This is a genomic window from Rhodopirellula sp. JB055 (assembly GCF_043100905.1).
Taxonomy (GTDB): domain Bacteria; phylum Planctomycetota; class Planctomycetia; order Pirellulales; family Pirellulaceae; genus Rhodopirellula.
In genome coordinates this window covers 14,165-32,108 of the sequence record NZ_JBICHO010000045.1, presented here as the reverse complement: position 1 = coordinate 32,108, position 17,944 = coordinate 14,165, and the positions used below count along the sequence as shown (strand labels likewise).

The window sequence follows — 17,944 nt, the reverse complement described above, 5'->3', positions numbered from 1 at the left end:
CCGAAGCATCGGCGCGGGTGCCAGGTGAGACCTGGCCTACGAGCCTTGATGTGACGCACGTTGCAGTCCAGGTGTGAACCATCACGCGTTGGCGGCGGCCCAAGCGGCGAAGTTGGTGACGGTGTCGTCTTCGCGATTGCCAACTGGCAGACTGCTCTGCACAAACTCGCTGACATCACAAAGCTCAGCGATCGAGTCAACAATCACGTCGGGACCGTAAGCGAATTGGCCCAGGTCTTCTTTGTTGGTACCACCGGACAACGTCAGCACGGTTCGGTAGCCCATTTGGACACCACCCAGGATGTCGGTTTCCATCGTGTCGCCGACCATCACGGTCTGTGACGTGGCCAATTTCAGTTCCTTGCGAGCTGCTCGCATCATAATGGGGCTGGGTTTTCCCACGCTGAAGGCTTTACGTCCGGTGACCGCCTCCAGGTAGGCGACGGTGGCTCCACAACCCGGTCGTGTGCCGTTCTTGGTTGGGCAACTGGGGTCCAAATTTGTCGCGATCAGCTTCGCGCCACCCAGGATCATGTCGACGGCGGCTTCCAGTGCACTCAAGGTGATCGTGCGACCTTCGCCGACGACGACAAAGTCGGGCGAATGGTCCACGATTGAAAACCCATTTTGGTGCATGGCTTGCAACAGTCCACCTTCGCCAATGATGTAAGCGGTGCCATTGGGTTTCAGTTTGGCAAGGAAGCGTGCCGTTGCCATCGCACAGGTGAAGATATGGGACTCTTCGACAAAGATCCCCATCCGCTGGAGTTTGGTCTGGACATCGCGCTGAGTCTTTTGACTGTTGTTCGTCAAAAAGAGGAATGGGATGTCCTGACGAATCAAAACGTCGATGAACTGATCGGCGCCTGGGATCAGCTCACTGCCGCGGTAGATGACGCCATCCATGTCGATCAAAAAGCCCGTTTTCATCAAATCACTGCTAGAGGTTCGGGAGTCGAAAACTTGGTTGGCGGTGATTTGCCAACCTTGAGATTGCGTTCTCGGAACGCAGGTTTCGTACCAAAAACCTAAAGGTGGATTCGTGCCCGCTGCGTATCAGCACGGTTAGACGACCGGACAAGTGCATGAAGTTTGAACAGCCCCCCTGCTCGATTCAGTAGCAGATTGCACTGCAATGAGCAGGAGGAGCACGGTTCATCAAACCTTCATGAATCACTTAACTTCCAATGCGTGGCTTTCGCTGTGGCTGTTGTACTGAGGTGCATACATCGATTCGATGCTCGCCATCCCCGTCTGATAGTTGCCGCGAAGCTGCACACGGCAGCGGGATTCCAGCACATAGGTGCCTTTTCTGAGGTAACCGATGAAGAAATGCTCGGCCGCGTCTCGAGTGCTTTGATAGTACCCCAAAGCATCTTGTCGCCGGTACTGAGACAACACATTGACGGGCTCGGTGCCGCTGCCGCGATGGTCTCGCAAGTGCAAGAATTCCATGTCGCGATCACTGCGGATGATCAACCTTGAGACCAGTTCATCACCAACTCGAACGGGGTCATCGCCAATAGGACGCAGCACGGGGCCAGAATCCGTCGCACGGACGACAAACAGTTGCTTCTCGATTTGCAATGGCGTGCCATCGTGCGGCGTGATGTTTTCGATGTTCTCAAAGTATTGCCAGTGGACTCCGCCCCAAGCGATGCCAGAGGTGGTCTTCTTGACCTGAATCGAACCCATTTCGGGCGTGATCTCATCCGCTGAGAAGCGGTGCTGGTAGAAACCAGTGCCGGCCTCCACATTGCCCTTGGGGACTTCTTGTTGCCCCACCGCAATGTCGACGACTTCATCGGATGCCAGCTTGTCCGTGCCTCGCAGCAGCAACGCGTAAACCGCGTCGGCAGTGGATTTGGTGGTTTCCCAAGACTGAGTTTCCTTCTGCCGCAGCAACCAGGCCTGGCAGAGTTCGACCCGTTGGAGATCGCCAGCGACTTCATCGAGTACCTCGATCATCATCGCCTGCGTTTCAACCGGTGCTTGGTACCACCACCAGCCTGAGTTGGCGTCGTTCCAGTGCATGCCTTGCTCATCGACCACCGAACGCTCGATCAGTGAAGCAACGATTTCTTTGGCCTCCTTGAGTCGCCCCAGTCGATGCAAAGCGATCGCGGCGTGCCCTTGGCTCATCCGACTCGGCAAGGACAACCAGTGTTCTGCGAGTTGGTCGGTCCAGTAATCAACCGCTTCCTTGTGCTCGGGTGCAGTTGCTTGACTCTTGTAGAAACTGCGTCCGTACAACAGCATCGCCACCGTTGGTGAAATATGCACTTTGTTGCGGTCTTCTGGCTTGATGCGTTCATACAGCTTGGTCGCATAAGCGTCCAAGTGCGTGAGCGCTTTCATCGCCACCTGCATGTCAACGTCGACACCCAAGTGCTGCAGTCGACCGAACCCGGTGACAATCAACATGGTGATGGTGTCGTTGGACGGACCACCATCGAACCAAGCGAAGCTGCCATCATCCTTTTGCAGTTCGATCAAACGCCGCGTCAATCGGTCGGCTTGATCGTTGACACGATTGGTGTCAAACAAGATCCCCACGTTGCGACGTGCCTCCGATTCGGACTTGGATTGCAACACCCAAGGTGTTTCGGTGAGTGCGATTGACTTCAGTTCTTCGTTCTGAGCCAGAGGGCTATCCAACGTGACTCGACCTGCCGCCTCGGGTTGATTCCGCCATTGTTCAAACACGCGTTCAATTCGCGGGTCGGATGTGGCGATGTGCCGAGCCAGCAAGTTCGCGTACAAGCGATGGAAGGTTTGCTCACTGCATTCGTGGGGATACTCCATCAAATATGGCAGTGCCATCACGGCATACCAAGCCGGATTGGAAGTCATTTGAATGGTCAGCGATTCGCTCGAAAGCGTGTCGCTATTTCCTTCCAACAACTTCGCCAGCCGGAAGGTTTTCGTTTCGGCACCGTCGATCGGCAGCGAAATGGATTCGTGCACCAAGATGCGACGAGTCAGAACCGGCAGGTAACCTTCTTCGCCATCGGACAACCGTCCGGTTGAACCGACGGCCTTGTAGACCAAATACCCAATGCCAGCGGGAACCTGGATTCGCCATGAGAATGTCTTGGACTGGCCGGCGGGAATTTCAAACGATTGCTTGGGCTGTGAATTGCCGACTTGAGCATCGACGGATTCACCGCTAGACGCTGACGACAGGTTCAACGCCACCACGCCCGTTTGGGTTGCGGCGGATTGGTTGCTGACTTTGACTGTCAGTTCAATCTCGTCCCCTTCCCGCAGCGTCCGAGGCGGATTGGGCTGGACCATCAAGTCTTTACTGGTCACGGTGGTGCCCGAGATGGTACCGGAGGCAAGGTTGGCACCGTGGGCGAATCCCAGCAATTGCCAACGAGTCAATGCTTCTGGCATGGTGAACTTCATTGTCACCGCACCGTTTTCGTCCGCGATCAATTCGGGGAAGAAGAAAGCGGTCTCGTTCAGGTTTTTGCGAGGCGGGATGCCGGACAGATCGATCTCGGGATCATTTGATTCGGGGGGAGCATCATCGGCTTCTTCGGAGTCGCTCGTGATCGCACTTCCAGCCGTCATCAAAGGAGCGGATTGTTTTCGCATCGGGGCCGACGCTGGCACCGCCCCGTCCGCCATCATCATGTCAGACTCCGCAAAGGCCATCCCGCGTGCCATCGGCATGGGACGTCCGAAGAATTGGTTCAACTGGAGTTCAGAAACCCAATCGGGATAGCTCAGTTCACCGCTGGGATAGCCGCGGTGCGACCACATCGCAACGGTCGACAAGTGTTGCCAGCCGTTGTTCAGGAGCGGGCTGCGTGTGCTTCGATCTCGATAGAAGACGTTGAAGCCGGTTGCGAAACGATGTTTGGCAAACACGTCGAGCGATGCGTCGTAAAGCGTTGCCACCATTTCCATGATGGAATCCTGCTGGGCCTTGGTCGATTCATCCACCACCTTGGGTTCGATGATCGCCGTCCAAGTCTCTTCCGCACCGGGTTTGAGTTTGGAAACGAAACGTTCCCAGCGGATCGACCAATCTTTGTTCGTCCACGGAACATTGACGACTTGTTGATGCAGATGCAGACGGTTTTCGTGAACCATCATCACGCGGACGACAAAGCCACCTCGCATTGATTCATCGACCGCTTGGGTGATCTCAATTTGTGTCTTGTCACCGGGCGTCCAATATCGCTGCAGGATCTCGCCGCGATGCTCGACTTCCACCAAAGCCTTGGCATCTTCGTAGCCGCTGCCCCAAACCGCAGTGAACGTTTCGCCTGGTTCCCACTGCGATTGAGGCGTCACAAACAGGCTGGCAATCGGCAGCCCGAGTTGATCCGCTTTGGGATTGATCACTCGCAGCGGCAACAACGCCGAGACCGAATTGCCGGCTGAATCGACGGCCGACAAGACCGCTCGATAGTGCCCCTTGGGAAGCGACACTTCCCACGAACCATGTCCATTGGCATCCGTTTGCAATGTCTTCGAAGACTGCAATTCATCCAGCGGCCATGAATTTGGATCCTCGGGATGAACTTGTTTCGCTTCGTCGTCCGCATCCGCTGGCAGCGGTTGATAAGCTCCCCAACGCGGTTGCGGAACGACCTCGGGAGCCTTCAGCGACCAGACTTCGATTTTGACTTCAGCAGCTTGTGCTTCGCCGTCGAGCGAGGTTGTGTGAACCTGAATGTCGACCTGCTCTTGTTCGGTCAGCCAATCGGGGTGAGCGACGCTCATTCGAGCCGACATCGTCGTGTAACCCGCCGTGACCGTGCGTTTGTCCGATCGCGTTTCGCCGGTGGTATCGACCACGTCAGCGGTGATCACGTATCGGAACGTGGGTTCGCTGTCTCGATCGACCGAGGCATCTGGCACGGCATCAAAGGACACGTCGAAGCGTCCCAGTTCATCCGTGGTCGTTTCGCCTTGCACGATCGTTTGCGGTTCAGCGGGAGGCGTTGGAATCCACCAGCATCGCCATACCCACCAAATCGGATATTGGACTTGTCGTACGACCGTGTAGCGAACGGTTGCGTCGTTGATCGCGGCGCCGGTGTAGGCGGTCGCGCGACCGGAGACCGTCACGGATTCTTCCAGGCGAACCGGATCCTTCGGGGCGTCCAGGGTCACTTCGAACTTCGGACGTTTGTACTCTTCCACTCGAACGGTGGTGGCGCCTCGTGGGAACTCGCGGACGCGCAGTCGCATTTGGCCGGTCAGTCCCGACGTCGGCAGATGGAAGCTGCCATGACAACTGCCGCGGTCGTTGGTGACCAGATCCAATGTTTCGACCACTTGGTTGTTGGGGTCGAGCAACTGCACCTGCAGCGATTTACGATTGTGGGTTTCGTACAGGTTTTTTGATTGGTCGTAGGTCGTTGCGATCGCTTTGAAGCGAAGCGTTTGCCCCGGTCGGTAGATCGCACGGTCGGTGAAGAACACCGTGCGACCGCTGAGTCGATTTGATGGTCGTGAATGACGGACGGAATGGTGCTGCTGGGATGGAAGACGATCCTTGCCGTTTTGAGCCAGCAGCAACAGGTTGTTCAGGTTGGTTCCTTGCTCCGCTTTCAACTCGAAGCGACCGTTTTGATCTGTGGTCAGCGACGGCAGCGACCGGTATCGGTAGCCATTGTTGCGGTTGTTCCTCCGCTGGCCATCGTTGCCCCAGGTCCAAACGGCAACGGTGGCCTGCGGAATGGGTTCGCCGGTGTTGGAATCCAGGACGTGGCCTTCGAGTGTGCCTTGGTTCCATCGCCCGTCGGTGACAAGTGCCAATTCACTCACCCAAACCTGTTTGCCTGCCAGGTAGTTCTCTTTCCAAACGAAGTCTTTGTTGACGCTGGCGATCAGCATGTAGCTTCCCTTTGCCAGGTCGTTGGGGACATCGATTCGGTGAACGCTGGTTTTGAAATCGGCGGTTTCTTTCAAGTCGACCGACCACTGCTGCACGGCGGGTTCTTCGCCAAACTTCCTCAACCAATCGTGCTCGTTGTTCTGAACCATTTGCCCTGAACGGAGCAATTCGTCAAAGCTCAGCGAGACCAGTTTGAAGTGCACCTTGGTGATGTTCTTGTAGCTGATTTCGATTTCCGCCTGAGCGGACTCGGAGAGGGCCGGGTTCCAAACTCGCTCGGTCGCGATGTTGAGCTGGGGGGCTTCGATCTGTTCGATCAACGCGGCGCATTGGCGTCCCCCAAAACTATTTGGATGCGATGCTACGGCTGCCTTGGCAATTTGATGAGCCCGAACGAATTCTTCTTGTCCCATTTCTTTTTGCGCGAGCTGGAAACTGGCTCGGGTGCTGATCGGATGATCTGCGTTCTCGCTGAGGAAACGCTGCATCGCGGTTTGGGAGCGTTCATCTTTGGTCGTGCCAACTGCGTTCTGTTCCGCGAAACGCAAACGGTTCCAGTTCGCGTCCAAGAAAGCGTCTTGTTGTTCGTCTGCTTTGGATTGACGGAATTGAATCCAATCCTGCATCAATTCCGTGGCTCGGCGAAGCGGCGATTCAAGATCGGTTTCCGGGATCTCCCAAGCGAGGAAACTGGCGACGGGATCCAGGATCGGCGAGTTTGCTTCGAGTTCGAAACGCTCGATCGGTCCGCTGTAGATGGAATGGGCGTCGACAAAGTGGGCGATGGCTTGGTTGACCACGAAATCATAGACCGTCGGGCGATATGACTCGGGGGCGTTGCCTTCGGTGATCAGTCGCTGGATCGATTCCAGGTCGGTCGCTTGCAGGGTCTCGGCGTCTTCCAAGGCTTCGTCAAACAGTGTGCCGGCGTGGCGGATGATCCGCTGAGCACTCCAGGTTTTCAGATCGTCGCTGGATTGGATGGGCGTCGAATCGTCTTCACGAGTTTCGATCTCGGTGCGATTTCGGAACCGCCATTGGTTTTGCTGTTGATAGGAATAGAACCAACTGGCCAGCACCGCCTTCAGCAGCGGTTTGGATGCCTCCGGTGCAGTATCCAGGTATTTCTGGAGGTGCAGGATCCGGTCTTCGGCGCCTCCGCCATCGAGTTGACCTCGCAGGGAAGCTCGTATCCCCATGGCCAAGATCACGTCATCGTGGTCTTCTTCGGCGATTGCGGCGGGTACGATGGCGTCGTAGTGCTTGAGCGCGGTTTTCGGAAGACCTTTTTGCAACGCTTGCTTGGCCGCTTCAAATTGCTGTTTTCGCCATGAGGCATCTTGTTTGGGTTCAGCGGCCATGGAGAGTCTCAGGGGTAAATAGAGCAACCCGAGCAACAGACTCAGAACAACAACGACGTAAGTCACGGTACGAAATTGCCGCATAGCGGATCACCTCAAGAAGCTGCAAAGAAAAGACACTGCCACTCAGGGTAACGATTGAGCCAGCATGTTATTAGGCGGAAAGTTTTGGATCGTCGCGTGGTTCTTTTTGGCGGCCCTGGTGTACAGCAGCGCAGGCTTCGGTGGCGGGTCCACGTACACCGCATTGTTGGTGCTTCATGACGTGGACCATCGTGTTTTGCCGATGCTTTCGTTGGCTTGCAATCTATTGGTTGTCACAGGGGCCTGCCTGCGTTTCACGCAGCAAAAGCAAATGCCTTGGTCACGATGTGTCCCTCTGGTGGTTGGGTCCGTTCCAATGGCCTGGGTCGGCGGTTCGATCCCTTTGGACCGGGACGTGTTTGTGCCTCTTTTGTCGGGCACGCTGATTGTCGCTGGCGTATTACTCATGCTGGGCGGCCAAAAAAATCGCGGTCATGAAACGACGAAGACGGAGGGCGGACCCAAGCGGGATACGATCGCAAATGAGACCGTGAATGGGGGCATCCCTACTGGGATGAATCGTTGGCGGAGATCCAGTGTGATTTTGCAAGTCATCCTGGGCGGTGGGTTGGGCCTGCTCGCGGGACTGGTTGGCATCGGTGGAGGCATTTTCTTGTCGCCCGTGTTGCACCTGACTCGTTGGAGTCACGCTCGCGACATCGCCGCGACCAGTTCGTTGTTCATCCTGGTCAACTCGTTGGCGGGATTGGTCGGCCAAGCCAGCAAGCATGGTTGGTCAGTCGGCGAGATCATGACAGAGTTTCAGACGCATGCTCCGTGGTGGCCGTGGTTGTTTGTCAGCGTCTTGATCGGAGGCCAGGTCGGAACCCGGGCAGCCTCGAGTTGGCTGTCTCCGTTGACACTTCGCCGAATCACCGCCGTGATTGTGCTGGCGGCGGGCATTCGGCTGGGCTGGATGCCACACTAACCAACCAGCTTTTGATGCGATGCGATCAGTTGATCCGCGGCGGCATTGATTTCGCCCTCTGTGTTGAATCGGCCGACACCGAACCGCACGCTTCGGCGAGCTTCCGATTCGGTCAATCCCATCGCCAGGAGCACGTGACTGGGAAGAGCCTCGGTGCTGCTGCATGCCGAGCCGCTGCTGAATGCGACTTCCGGAGTGGCGGCCATCCAGGCTTCACCTTCCACGTCCCGCAATCGCACGTTCAGGTTGCCTGGTAAACGAACCGAGGAATCGTCATGCCAATTGGCACCATTGAGCTGCAAACCATCAATCGATTCCAGCAGGCGTCTCCAAAGCAATTCTCGCAGTGTAAGAATCCGTGAGGTCTCGTTCACGAGATCGTCGATTGCGATTCGCAGTGCCGTTGCCATCGCGACGATGCTGGCGGGATTGAGTGTTCCACCACGAAGCCCTCGTTGCTGGCCACCGCCGACGATTTGGGGACGCAGTCGCACGCGTCGGTTGCCGTTGCCCACAACCAGGAAACCAGTGCTCTTCGGCCCATAGAATTTGTGTGCCGACGCGGTCAGCAAATCAACGTCCGACGCAATCGCGTCCACCTGCAATCGCCCGACCGCCTGAGTCGCATCGCAGTGCAATACCGCACCCGCTTCGTGGGTGATCTCAGCGATGGATTGGATGGGAGCGACGGAGCCGATTTCATTGTTTGCCCACATGATCGAAACCAACGCGGTCTGATCGTTGACTGCGGCGCGGAACTGGTCCAAGTCGACTTGTCCGGCCGAGGGATGATCGTGTGGATGGACTCCGATGCGAATGATTTCGATGGGCTGACCGCTGGCAGAAAGCTGTTCGGACAAATCGTCCGCCACTTCCAAAACGGCTGGATGTTCGGTGTCACAAACGACCACTTGATGACGTTTGCAACGCGGGTGCATCAGCACACCTCGCATGGCCAGGTTGATGCTCTCGGTGGCACCGGAAGTGATGACAACGCTTTCGCGGGGAGCGTTCAGGATCGCGGCCATCGAATCGATCGATTGGTCAATCGCTCGGCGAACTTCACGCCCGGCTTCGTGGGAATCACTGTGCGGGTTGCCAAAGTGCTGCGTCAGATAGGGCAACATTGCCTCCACGACGCGAGGGTCGCAGGGGGTCGTCGCATGATGGTCGAGATAGATCATCGTCATTCGCGGTGTTGGATCGTCAGCTAGCGAAGCGTTTTGCCGCTCGGCAATGACGCTTGTTGCACAACGGCTTGATCCAGCGTCGCTTGATTCGCGATCGGGGAGCCTTCCAGGGGTGAAAACTCAGCGTACACCGGCAGGTAACTGGACACCGTTTGTGCTTCGGAGAGGCTGAGATTGTACACACGCAAGAAGTCATAGACTCCACCGCGGCCGATGGCTTCTGCAGTCGATTGAAAATCGAACACGATGTTTTCAGTCTGGTGCCGTCCAAAGACATCCGTCGGTGTGCTGGACACGGCAGCGCGGACGGTGCGTCCGGCGATGGTTGGCAACAGGTACGCGTCATCGGCTTGGAACAATCCCATCATCAGGATGTCATCCTCACCGCGACCGTCATCTCGAATCGAATCAAAGAGCTGGCCCAACAAAGCGACTTCGCTGGGAGCCCGGCCCAGATCGATTCGCACGTTGGCCACCGTGAACGTCCAGGCTCTCGCGGCGCTGGGTTGGGCTGCTCGGAACCAGGCGACCAGTGGGTCGTAAAGCATTTGCTGGTCGGGATCTGCAACTGTGTACGTTTGTGTTCGGTCCACTCGAATGCGATCGGGGCGGAACAGAATCACCATTTGCTCGCCACGATGAGTTGGGCCGGTTGGTCCGCCGAGAACGTAGTCGAATACCGGGCCGCCGCTGCCCAATGAATTTTCATTGATCGCGTCGACCATCCGGGGCACCAAGTCTTGGTGAATCGACGAAACCTGTTGCAAGGCGATCATGTCGAATTGGCGAACAACGCGAATCAGGTTTTTTCGGCAGATGTTGCTGGCCAATTTCGTCGGGCCAAATCCATCCAAGGCCCAAGATGCGATGCGGAGGTTTTGGTATTGAGGCGGTCGCTTCGCCGAAATCTGCTCGGCTGGCGAGGCACCCTGGGTGTCACGGGCCGGTGTTCCCCACAGGCTTTCTTTGGTGGAGGGACCCGACCGCAGCAGGTCGCTGGGGCTGTAGATGACCGGGTCGGCTTCGATGGGATTGCCGGATTCGTCAACCGGCCAGTTCAGCGAGTCGCGAGCATCGGTTGACGATGTAAACGTGAACGGATCGTCGAGTTTTTCCCAAGCGAAATCGGCTTTGGGTTTGATCGCGACTCCGTCCAGCCCAGAGATGTTGTAGTGTTTGAAGAAATACCATCCCCCGCCGATCAACAACACGACGATCAAAGCCATCTGGATGGGATGGCCTTTCTCGGGTGCATCGGACATGACTGCCTCCGGGACAAGTTGGGGCGGGTTTTTGGGGCAACGAGCGTGATTCGGGCGGTGACCGGTTCAATCAACCGACCACCATCGTCTTGGATCGGCGCCCGCATCGTTGCAGCCCAAAAAATGGACATTCATCCCCCCCTTCGTCACAACCGGCAAACTTTCTGGGGTGCTGGTGCGGTCTTTGCTGTGCGACGTTGGTCAATCTTCTTTCCAGAAGCCTGCATTCGCGGTCGGAGCGGCTGACACTGTTCGCTTGGCTCGTTATTCTGGTTGCTCGTACCGTCCCAGCTTTTTCTATCAAGTGGTTGAAACGTTCCCGTGAGCGACATCATTCCCGTCGAAGTTCCCACCGTTGGCGAATCGATCAGCGAAGTGCAAATCGGCAATTGGCTCAAACAAGAAGGTGACTGGGTCAAGAACGGCGAAGACCTCGTCGAAATTGAAACGGAAAAGGCGTCGGTGCAAATTCCTGCTCCTGCGAGCGGTTACCTGCAGTCGATCACAAAACAGTCCGAAGAATTCGCCGAAGTCGGCCAACAAATCGCGTCGATTCAAGTCGCGGAACAGCCCGCTGGCGGCGACGGTGGAGCTTCCAGCGGTGGATCGGCGCCGGCTGCAGAAAAGACGCCCGCCGCACCCGCACCGGCTGCTTCCACTCCCGCACCCGCTCCATCCAGCCCCGCCAAAGGTGGCGGAGGGTTTGTGATGCCAGCCGCCCAGCGATTGCTGGACGAGCACCAACTGGATGCCTCGCAAGTTCCCGCGACTGGACCTGGCGGACGATTGCTGAAGGAAGACGTGCTGGCGCACATCCGCAACGGAGCCTCCCGTCCGTCGGCACCCGCCGCGCCGGCTGCGGTTCCTGCCACGCCAGCTCCCTCCGCTCCGGCTCAGCCCATGTCGGTGCCCGAGACGGCTTCGCTGATGACCAACGGTGGTTATCGATCCGAAGAAGTCAAACCGATGAGCATGCTGCGTCGCACGATCGCGTCGCGGCTTGTCCAGGCCCAGCAAACCGCGGCTTTGTTGACAACGTTCAACGAGATCAACATGGCACCCGTCATGGCGATCCGCAGCAAATACAAAGACGCGTTCGCGAAAAAACATGGCGTCAAACTTGGCTTCATGTCGTTCTTCGCCAAGGCCACCGTCGAAGCCCTGCGGCGTTACCCTGCCGTCAACGCGGAAATTCGCGGCGATTCGATGGTTTACCGCAACTACCAAGACATCGGCATCGCGATTGGTGGCGGCAAAGGTTTGGTCGTCCCTGTCCTTCGCAATGTCGAACGCATGTCGTTTGCGGAAGTCGAAGGCAGCATTGCCGAATACGCTCGTCTGGCCGGCGAAAACCGATTGCAACCGAGTGACTTGATGGGCGGCACGTTCACGATCAGCAACGGCGGGATCTACGGATCGCTGCTCAGCACGCCAATCGTCAACCCACCTCAAAGTGGCATCTTGGGACTGCACTCGATCCAAGAACGCCCCGTCGCGGAAGACGGCCAAGTGGTCATTCGCCCGATGATGTATGTCGCGTTGACCTACGATCACCGCATCGTCGACGGTCGCGAAGCAGTTGGATTCCTGGTCGCGATCAAAGAAACGATCGAAGACCCATCGCGATTGTTCCTGGAAGTCTGATCTGGTCGCGGGCTTCCTCCAGCTCGCACGTTCCATTCAAGGTTGGGCCCGGTTTCTGTGATGGCGACCGGGCCGAATGGAAGCCGGCTTACTTTTGCAGTCGTTTGACGACTTCGGTGTGCCCATTGCTGCTGGCGAAATCGATCGCGGTTTCACCGTCGATGTCCGTTTTGGTGGGATCGGCTCCTGCCTCGAGCAACAACTCCACGACTGCCATCTGCCCTTCCGCGGCGGCAAACATCAGCGGTGAGAAGTGCTCTTCGCTGTCGACCAGATCCACGGCCGCGCCAGCATCGAGCAACAGCTTGACCGTTTCAGCGTTGTCGGCGGTGGACGCGTACATCAAAGCGGTCCGCCCAAACGAATCGCGGTGATCGACTTCAACCTCTTTGGACAGCAACCACTCCACCACGGGCGTGTGACCGTCAAAGGCGGCCATTTGCAAGGCGGTGCGTTTCTGCTCGTCCATCGACGAGGCTTCCACACCTTGGCCAGCGAGTCGTTTCACACCGGCCAAATCGCCCAACATCGCGGCTTCGCGAAATTTGTCTTCGGGCGATACCTCGGGGAGCGGCACATCATCTGATGTGGCCATGCCTTCGGGAGCTTGAGGCGCCAGCACTTCTTCGCGTTCACGCCGTGGGAAATCTTCCGGCGAAAGACGTTTGGATTCGCATCCCGACAACCCGGCCGCTGAGCTGAGAATCAGGAGGCCAAGAATCGAGGACGAACGAACGGGAACGCGACGCGTCCGAGGGAGGTGGTTTTGCATGGCCCTAACATAGTCGCAGCGACTCAGGCCGGCCAAGCTCACGAACTGAATTGACGCAACAGTTTCAGCGGCACGCCAATCGAGATCACATGGACCTGGCCCGTGAAGCGAGCCGCGTCTTGCTTGGCAAAGCCAACTTTGGGGGCGGCAAAGGTCAGCGTGTGATCGGCGTGGAATGTCGGTTCGCCTGTTTCCCCCGTGTCGCCGTCCATTCCAGTGGGAATGTCCAACGCAATCCGCACCGCGGAGGCCGCGTTGGCTGACTCAACGACATCGACAAAGCGACCACGCAGCGGTGGTTTGGCTCCTGTGCCCAGCAAACCATCGACGATGATGTCGGCGGCTGGCAAAAACGTCTTCGTCGCGGTGTCTCCGAGCACCTGGATCTCGATTCCCGCCGCCTCCGCGATCTTGGCTTGAATCGCGGCGTCGCCGTGCAGTTCATCCACAGAGGCCATGGCCAGGATTGTCACTTCACGTCCAGCCAATTGCAGGTGCCGCGCGATCGTGAACCCGTCGCCACCGTTGTTGCCTTTGCCACACAGAATCAGCACGTTGCCACCGGGCGAGATTTGGTCGATGCGTTCTGCTGCGCCGCGCCCGGCATTTTCCATCAGCACAATGCCGGGCATTTGAAACTGCTCCATCGCCACCCGATCAATTTCGCGGACTCGTTCGCAAGTCATCGGTGGTGGCTGCAAAATCGGTTTCATGATCGCTTCCTTGGAAGGACGAAAAACGGCTTCCTCAAACGTTTCCGGTGGTCTGTCACAGCTAAAAGTAAGGGTTGATCGTAGTGGACGAAGTGACGAGTTCTTGATTTTGACGCCAGTTCAGGACTCGTTGCCTCGTTCACTACGGGAAAGAAAAGTCGTGCCAGACCACGAGTGGTGCGAACGCCATTCGTGAGAAACAATGAGTGTGCGGGCTGTTGGCCCACCGTTTGTTCCTTGGACTGTCGTTCCTCTCGGATACTGAAGATGCCTCTGTACGAATACGAATGCAAGACGTGTGATGACGTGGTCGAGATTTTGGTTCGCTCGCCCGGTGAAGAAGTGAACTGCCCGAAGTGCAGCAATGCGGAGTTGACGCGTGTCCTCAGCGTCCCGTCGGCTCCCTCAATGAGCAGCGGCAGTTCGAGCTTGCCGATGGCGGGCGGCGGCGACGCCTGTGGTGCCCCGCGATGCTGCGGTGGCGGTTGCCAGATGTAGCTCGTCGGGCAACAGCCACTTGCACGAACGGGTCAAATTCTCAAACGGGGCGTGGAATCGTTTACAATCCACGCCCCATCTGACGCTTTCCAATGAACGCCACTGCGGGCACTTCGCTCACTCAGGCCTCGGCGAACGCGTCCCATTCCCCCAGGAGAGTCCCATGAGCCGCTTTCTTACAGTGCGCGCGTTTGCACTGACCACCGTGTTGTTGTCCGTCGGGGTACCCTCGCTGTTTGAGCTCACCGAGGCGAACGCGAAAGAGGATCGAGAAACGATCGTTCGCAACGACCGTGAGCGAGTTCTCGCGACCGGCTATTGGATCTACAACGATCTGGATGCCGCTTACGAACAAGCTCGCCAGACTGGCAAGCCGATCCTAGTGGTCCTGCGGTGCTTGCCCTGCGAGGAGTGCGTCAAGCTCGACGATGACTTGGTCGAAAGCGATCCTGAGCTGAAGCGTTTGCTCGACCAATACGTTCGCGTTCGCGTGGTCGGAACCAATGGGTTGGACTTGAACGTGTTTCAATACGACACGGATCAATCGTTCGCCGTCTTCATGCTCAACGCAGACAAAACGGTCTACGGACGCTTTGGAACGCGGTCGCACCGGACCGAATGGTTGGGCGACGTTTCTCTGGAAGGAATGGCCGCGGCGCTGCGGGAAAGTTTAAAGCTGCACGAAGCTTACCCAGCCAATCGCGAATCCTTGGTGGGCAAATCGGGTGATCCGTTGGAGTTTGCTTCCCCTGAAAAGTACCCCTCGCTGGCAGACCGTCCCGACCATCTCGACTATTCCGGTCAAGTCGCGAAGAGCTGCATCCATTGCCATCAAATCGGTGAAGCCCGCCGCGATTACTACTGGCAAAAAGGGCAGTCGATTCCAGAGGAGGTCCTGCATCCTTACCCGCATCCCAAATCCATTGGGTTGGTGCTCGATGCAAGGTTTCCGGCTCGGGTGAAAAGCGTGGTGGAAGGAGCCGCGGCCGCCACGGCTGGTTACCAAGGGGGTGATTATTTGCAAAGCATCCATTCACAACCTTTGGTGTCGATGGCGGATGTGCAGTGGGCGCTCAATCAAATTCCTGCCGAGGGTGCCGAAGTTGAGATCAAAACGAAGCGTGCCGGGCAAACTCAGACGCTGACATTGTCCTTGCCCGATGGTTGGCGACGTTGGGACGATCCGTCCTGGCGAGTGTCCTCGTGGATGATGCGACGGATCGCCGGTGGGGGAATGCGTTTACTACCTCTGGACGAAAGTGAGCGTCAGAAACTAAATTTGCGATCGCCAATGGCACTTCGTGTGGCCAACGTTGGCAAATATGGACTGCATGGGACCGCTCGCAAAGCTGGCGTTCGAGTCGATGACATCCTGATTGAATACGACGGTCAATCGGATTTGATTCGAGAAGCCGACATCTTTGACCACGTGAATGAACAGCGTCGTCCCGGCGACCGGGTCACGATGAAGCTCCTTCGCGATGGCCGCGAACGAACCGCTGAAATTCCAATCCAGAAGTGACCCGATCATCCACATCGGGCTAATCATCTGCCCCGCGGCACGGACGCCGCTTTTTTTGAATTTCTTCGATTCATCTTGCTTCCATGGCGTGTTTCCCGGTAATTCCTACTGTGGAGAAACGCAGTATGAATCAATCTGACGAACATGCATCCGGCAACACGAATCTGATGGGCTCTGATCAAGCCCCAGAGGTCTTCGTGACCAATTTTCACCGTCGGTTCACGGGGGTTTCTGCGACGGCCAATGCAGTCGTCTCCGGTCAAAAATCCCGGCTCAAGTTGTGCTTGGTCGGCGATCCACTTCCGGATGCACCTGAACCGCTCCGGTACCACAGGGCTCTCCGATCCAGTTGTCAGCGGCCTTCGAATCGGCCGTTTTCGATTTGGCATGTGCGCCGCAACATGGAAATGAGCGCCGCGATCTTCGCTCGGGATGTGTTGCGGCTTCCCATCCGAATTGTTTTCACCTCGGCCGCCATTCGTCGGCACTCGGCATTCCCACGCGCCCTGATTTCGCGAATGGATGCGGTGGTCGCGACCACAGAAGCCGCCGGGAAATTGGTTCCGAACCTGGCATCGGTCGTGCCGCATGGTGTCGACACCCAAAAGTTCACGCCTGCCGAGGATCGCATCGCGGATTGGCAAGCGACCGGATTGCCCGGCAAATGCGGGATCGGCATCGTTGGCCGCGTCCGAGCTGAAAAGGGGACCGATTTGTTCGTCGAATCGATGTGCGAACTGCTACCTCAGAACCCCGATTTCACTGCTGTCGTGATCGGTCGTGCCAAACCAGAAGATTCTGCGTTTGAAAAAGCGTTGAAGACCAAGATCGATGCTTGTGGGCTGACCGATCGCGTCGTGTTTGTTGGCGAAGTCCCCAGTCATGAACTGCCGACTTGGATGCGAAGTCTATCGTTGCTGGTCGCACCGGCCCGCTACGAGGGCTACGGCATGACTGCTTTGGAAGCCCTGGCCAGTGGCGTTCCCGTGGTGGCGGCCAACACCGGTGTCTATTCGTCTGTGATTCAAGAAGGCGAGACTGGACATGTGGTTCCAATTGGAGATCGCGAAGGGCTTCGTCACGCCATTCAAAAGATGATTCAGGATCCCAGCCTGTTGCGCTCCGCCGGGGAACTCGGACGGGAATTCGCTGTGAATTCGCTCAGCCTGAACAACGAGATTGATGGTTACCAGCAGGTCTATGACCGACTTTGGGCTGGCGAATCCTTTCGTACACGCCGCGCTGCCTGAAGATTGTCGCTTGACGTTGGAGGCAAATCGCTGGTACCTCCAACTTCATTTGGTCAATTATGCCGATTGAATCATCCCGCTATACCTTCACCGTGACGCTGCGTCATGGTTGAATGAGGACAGAACGAATGCCCCAGAAAACAGTCGGACAGCGAATCGCCCAACTCTTTCGCAAGCCTTGGAAGACGCTGACAAACTCTCGCTATCGCGAATTTCGACGGGCGTACAACCAATTTCGAAGAGACGGAATCCCTACCAAGCGATACGAGTTCGATGACCTGGGATCGAGTTCCATTGTTTTGGACCTCGGTGGTTTTCGAGGCGAATGGGCCGATGACATTCATGCTCGTTACGGTTCGACCGTGCATGTGTTTGAGCCTCATCCGCGATTTGCATCGGAACTGCAGTCCAAGTACGCGGACCATACTCACATCCATGTGCACGCGGTCGCGCTCAGCAGTTCAGACGGAGAGCTGATCTTGTCTGACACCGGGGATGCCTCTTCTTCGATTCGCGAAGGCGAGAAATCGATCTGCGGTCGTCGAGTCGAAGCAGGGGCCTACTTGCAAAGCATCGGCGTCGATCATGCGGACTTGATGAAGGTGAACATTGAGGGAGGCGAATACGATATCCTGCCTCACCTCGCTCGCCTCGGATGGCTGCAGCGAATCGAAACCATTCAGGTCCAGTTCCACGATTTGAGCGAATCCAGTGACGACGACCGCAACCGCATCCGCCGTGACCTCGCGCAGTCACACGGCGAAGACTGGTGTTACCCGTTCGTGTGGGAGCAATGGTCCAAACCAGCCGACGTGATTCCAATGCCAAAACGCGCCGCCTAAACCGGCGTCTCAGCAGTA

Annotated in this window: 12 protein-coding genes; 6 read left to right on the top strand and 6 right to left on the bottom strand. The window is 57.1% G+C overall.

Annotation, left to right across the window (positions count from 1 at the left end; all coding sequences use genetic code 11):
- Nucleotides 1-81: 81 nt before the first annotated feature.
- Together ACF8AM_RS01745 and ACF8AM_RS01740 are read right to left on the bottom strand one after the other, a co-directional pair.
- On the bottom strand, nucleotides 82-930 hold the full coding sequence (locus ACF8AM_RS01745) for an HAD-IIA family hydrolase (protein WP_392553981.1): 849 nt from the start codon (nucleotides 928-930) through the stop codon (nucleotides 82-84).
- A 243-nt stretch (nucleotides 931-1,173) separates the two neighbouring features.
- Nucleotides 1,174-7,305 carry an alpha-2-macroglobulin gene (locus ACF8AM_RS01740; protein WP_392553980.1) on the bottom strand — a complete coding sequence of 2,044 codons (6,132 nt, stop codon included), beginning with the start codon at nucleotides 7,303-7,305 and terminating at the stop codon, nucleotides 1,174-1,176.
- Between the two features lie 64 nt (nucleotides 7,306-7,369).
- On the opposite strand from ACF8AM_RS01740, the gene ACF8AM_RS01735 reads away from it, so the two are divergent.
- On the top strand, nucleotides 7,370-8,233 hold the full coding sequence (locus ACF8AM_RS01735) for a sulfite exporter TauE/SafE family protein (RefSeq protein WP_392553979.1): 864 nt from the start codon (nucleotides 7,370-7,372) through the stop codon (nucleotides 8,231-8,233).
- Here ACF8AM_RS01735 and ACF8AM_RS01730 read toward each other — a convergent pair.
- The gene (locus tag ACF8AM_RS01730; RefSeq protein WP_392553982.1) at nucleotides 8,230-9,417 is read right to left on the bottom strand and encodes a cysteine desulfurase family protein; all 1,188 of its coding nucleotides are present in this window, start codon (nucleotides 9,415-9,417) and stop codon (nucleotides 8,230-8,232) included. The two genes, ACF8AM_RS01735 and ACF8AM_RS01730, sit on opposite strands and share 4 nt — an antisense overlap.
- Nucleotides 9,418-9,443: 26 nt before the next feature.
- Nucleotides 9,444-10,685: a deoxyribonuclease I gene (locus ACF8AM_RS01725; protein ID WP_392553978.1), complete on the bottom strand. Its 1,242-nt coding sequence runs from the start codon at nucleotides 10,683-10,685 to the stop codon at nucleotides 9,444-9,446.
- A 321-nt stretch (nucleotides 10,686-11,006) separates the two neighbouring features.
- Here ACF8AM_RS01725 and odhB point away from each other — a divergent pair, with 321 nt between their 5' ends.
- The gene (gene odhB, locus ACF8AM_RS01720; RefSeq protein WP_392553977.1) at nucleotides 11,007-12,329 is read left to right on the top strand and encodes a 2-oxoglutarate dehydrogenase complex dihydrolipoyllysine-residue succinyltransferase; all 1,323 of its coding nucleotides are present in this window, start codon (nucleotides 11,007-11,009) and stop codon (nucleotides 12,327-12,329) included.
- Between the two features lie 88 nt (nucleotides 12,330-12,417).
- On the opposite strand, the gene ACF8AM_RS01715 is transcribed toward odhB, so the two are convergent.
- On the bottom strand, nucleotides 12,418-13,101 hold the full coding sequence (locus ACF8AM_RS01715; RefSeq protein WP_392553976.1) for an ankyrin repeat domain-containing protein: 684 nt from the start codon (nucleotides 13,099-13,101) through the stop codon (nucleotides 12,418-12,420).
- Between the two features lie 38 nt (nucleotides 13,102-13,139).
- Nucleotides 13,140-13,814: an NAD(P)H-hydrate epimerase gene (locus ACF8AM_RS01710; protein ID WP_392553975.1), complete on the bottom strand. Its 675-nt coding sequence runs from the start codon at nucleotides 13,812-13,814 to the stop codon at nucleotides 13,140-13,142.
- A 267-nt stretch (nucleotides 13,815-14,081) separates the two neighbouring features.
- On the opposite strand from ACF8AM_RS01710, the gene ACF8AM_RS01705 reads away from it, so the two are divergent.
- The 4 genes from ACF8AM_RS01705 to ACF8AM_RS01690 all read left to right on the top strand — a co-directional run bounded on the left by ACF8AM_RS01705 (nucleotide 14,082) and on the right by ACF8AM_RS01690 (nucleotide 17,926).
- On the top strand, nucleotides 14,082-14,312 hold the full coding sequence (locus ACF8AM_RS01705) for an FmdB family zinc ribbon protein (protein ID WP_392553974.1): 231 nt from the start codon (nucleotides 14,082-14,084) through the stop codon (nucleotides 14,310-14,312).
- 163 nt (nucleotides 14,313-14,475) lie between these two features.
- Nucleotides 14,476-15,834: a Trx7/PDZ domain-containing (seleno)protein gene (locus ACF8AM_RS01700; protein WP_392553973.1), complete on the top strand. Its 1,359-nt coding sequence runs from the start codon at nucleotides 14,476-14,478 to the stop codon at nucleotides 15,832-15,834.
- Nucleotides 15,835-15,959: 125 nt separating this feature from the next.
- The gene (locus ACF8AM_RS01695; RefSeq protein ID WP_392553972.1) at nucleotides 15,960-17,084 is read left to right on the top strand and encodes a glycosyltransferase family 4 protein; all 1,125 of its coding nucleotides are present in this window, start codon (nucleotides 15,960-15,962) and stop codon (nucleotides 17,082-17,084) included.
- Nucleotides 17,085-17,212: 128 nt separating this feature from the next.
- Nucleotides 17,213-17,926: an FkbM family methyltransferase gene (locus ACF8AM_RS01690; protein WP_392553971.1), complete on the top strand. Its 714-nt coding sequence runs from the start codon at nucleotides 17,213-17,215 to the stop codon at nucleotides 17,924-17,926.
- Nucleotides 17,927-17,944: the final 18 nt, after the last annotated feature.

Excerpts from the sequence above, each read along its gene's own strand:
- ACF8AM_RS01745 (WP_392553981.1), bottom strand. The coding sequence starts at position 930 with ATGAAAACGGGCTTTTTGATCGACATGGATGGCGTCATCTACCGCGGC.
- ACF8AM_RS01740 (WP_392553980.1), bottom strand. The coding sequence starts at position 7,305 with ATGCGGCAATTTCGTACCGTGACTTACGTCGTTGTTGTTCTGAGTCTG.
- ACF8AM_RS01735 (WP_392553979.1), top strand. The coding sequence starts at position 7,370 with ATGTTATTAGGCGGAAAGTTTTGGATCGTCGCGTGGTTCTTTTTGGCG.
- ACF8AM_RS01730 (WP_392553982.1), bottom strand. The coding sequence starts at position 9,417 with ATGATCTATCTCGACCATCATGCGACGACCCCCTGCGACCCTCGCGTC.
- ACF8AM_RS01725 (WP_392553978.1), bottom strand. The coding sequence starts at position 10,685 with ATGTCCGATGCACCCGAGAAAGGCCATCCCATCCAGATGGCTTTGATC.
- ACF8AM_RS01715 (WP_392553976.1), bottom strand. The coding sequence starts at position 13,101 with ATGCAAAACCACCTCCCTCGGACGCGTCGCGTTCCCGTTCGTTCGTCC.
- ACF8AM_RS01710 (WP_392553975.1), bottom strand. The coding sequence starts at position 13,814 with ATGAAACCGATTTTGCAGCCACCACCGATGACTTGCGAACGAGTCCGC.
- ACF8AM_RS01705 (WP_392553974.1), top strand. The coding sequence starts at position 14,082 with ATGCCTCTGTACGAATACGAATGCAAGACGTGTGATGACGTGGTCGAG.
- ACF8AM_RS01700 (WP_392553973.1), top strand. The coding sequence starts at position 14,476 with ATGAGCCGCTTTCTTACAGTGCGCGCGTTTGCACTGACCACCGTGTTG.
- ACF8AM_RS01695 (WP_392553972.1), top strand. The coding sequence starts at position 15,960 with ATGAATCAATCTGACGAACATGCATCCGGCAACACGAATCTGATGGGC.
- ACF8AM_RS01690 (WP_392553971.1), top strand. The coding sequence starts at position 17,213 with ATGCCCCAGAAAACAGTCGGACAGCGAATCGCCCAACTCTTTCGCAAG.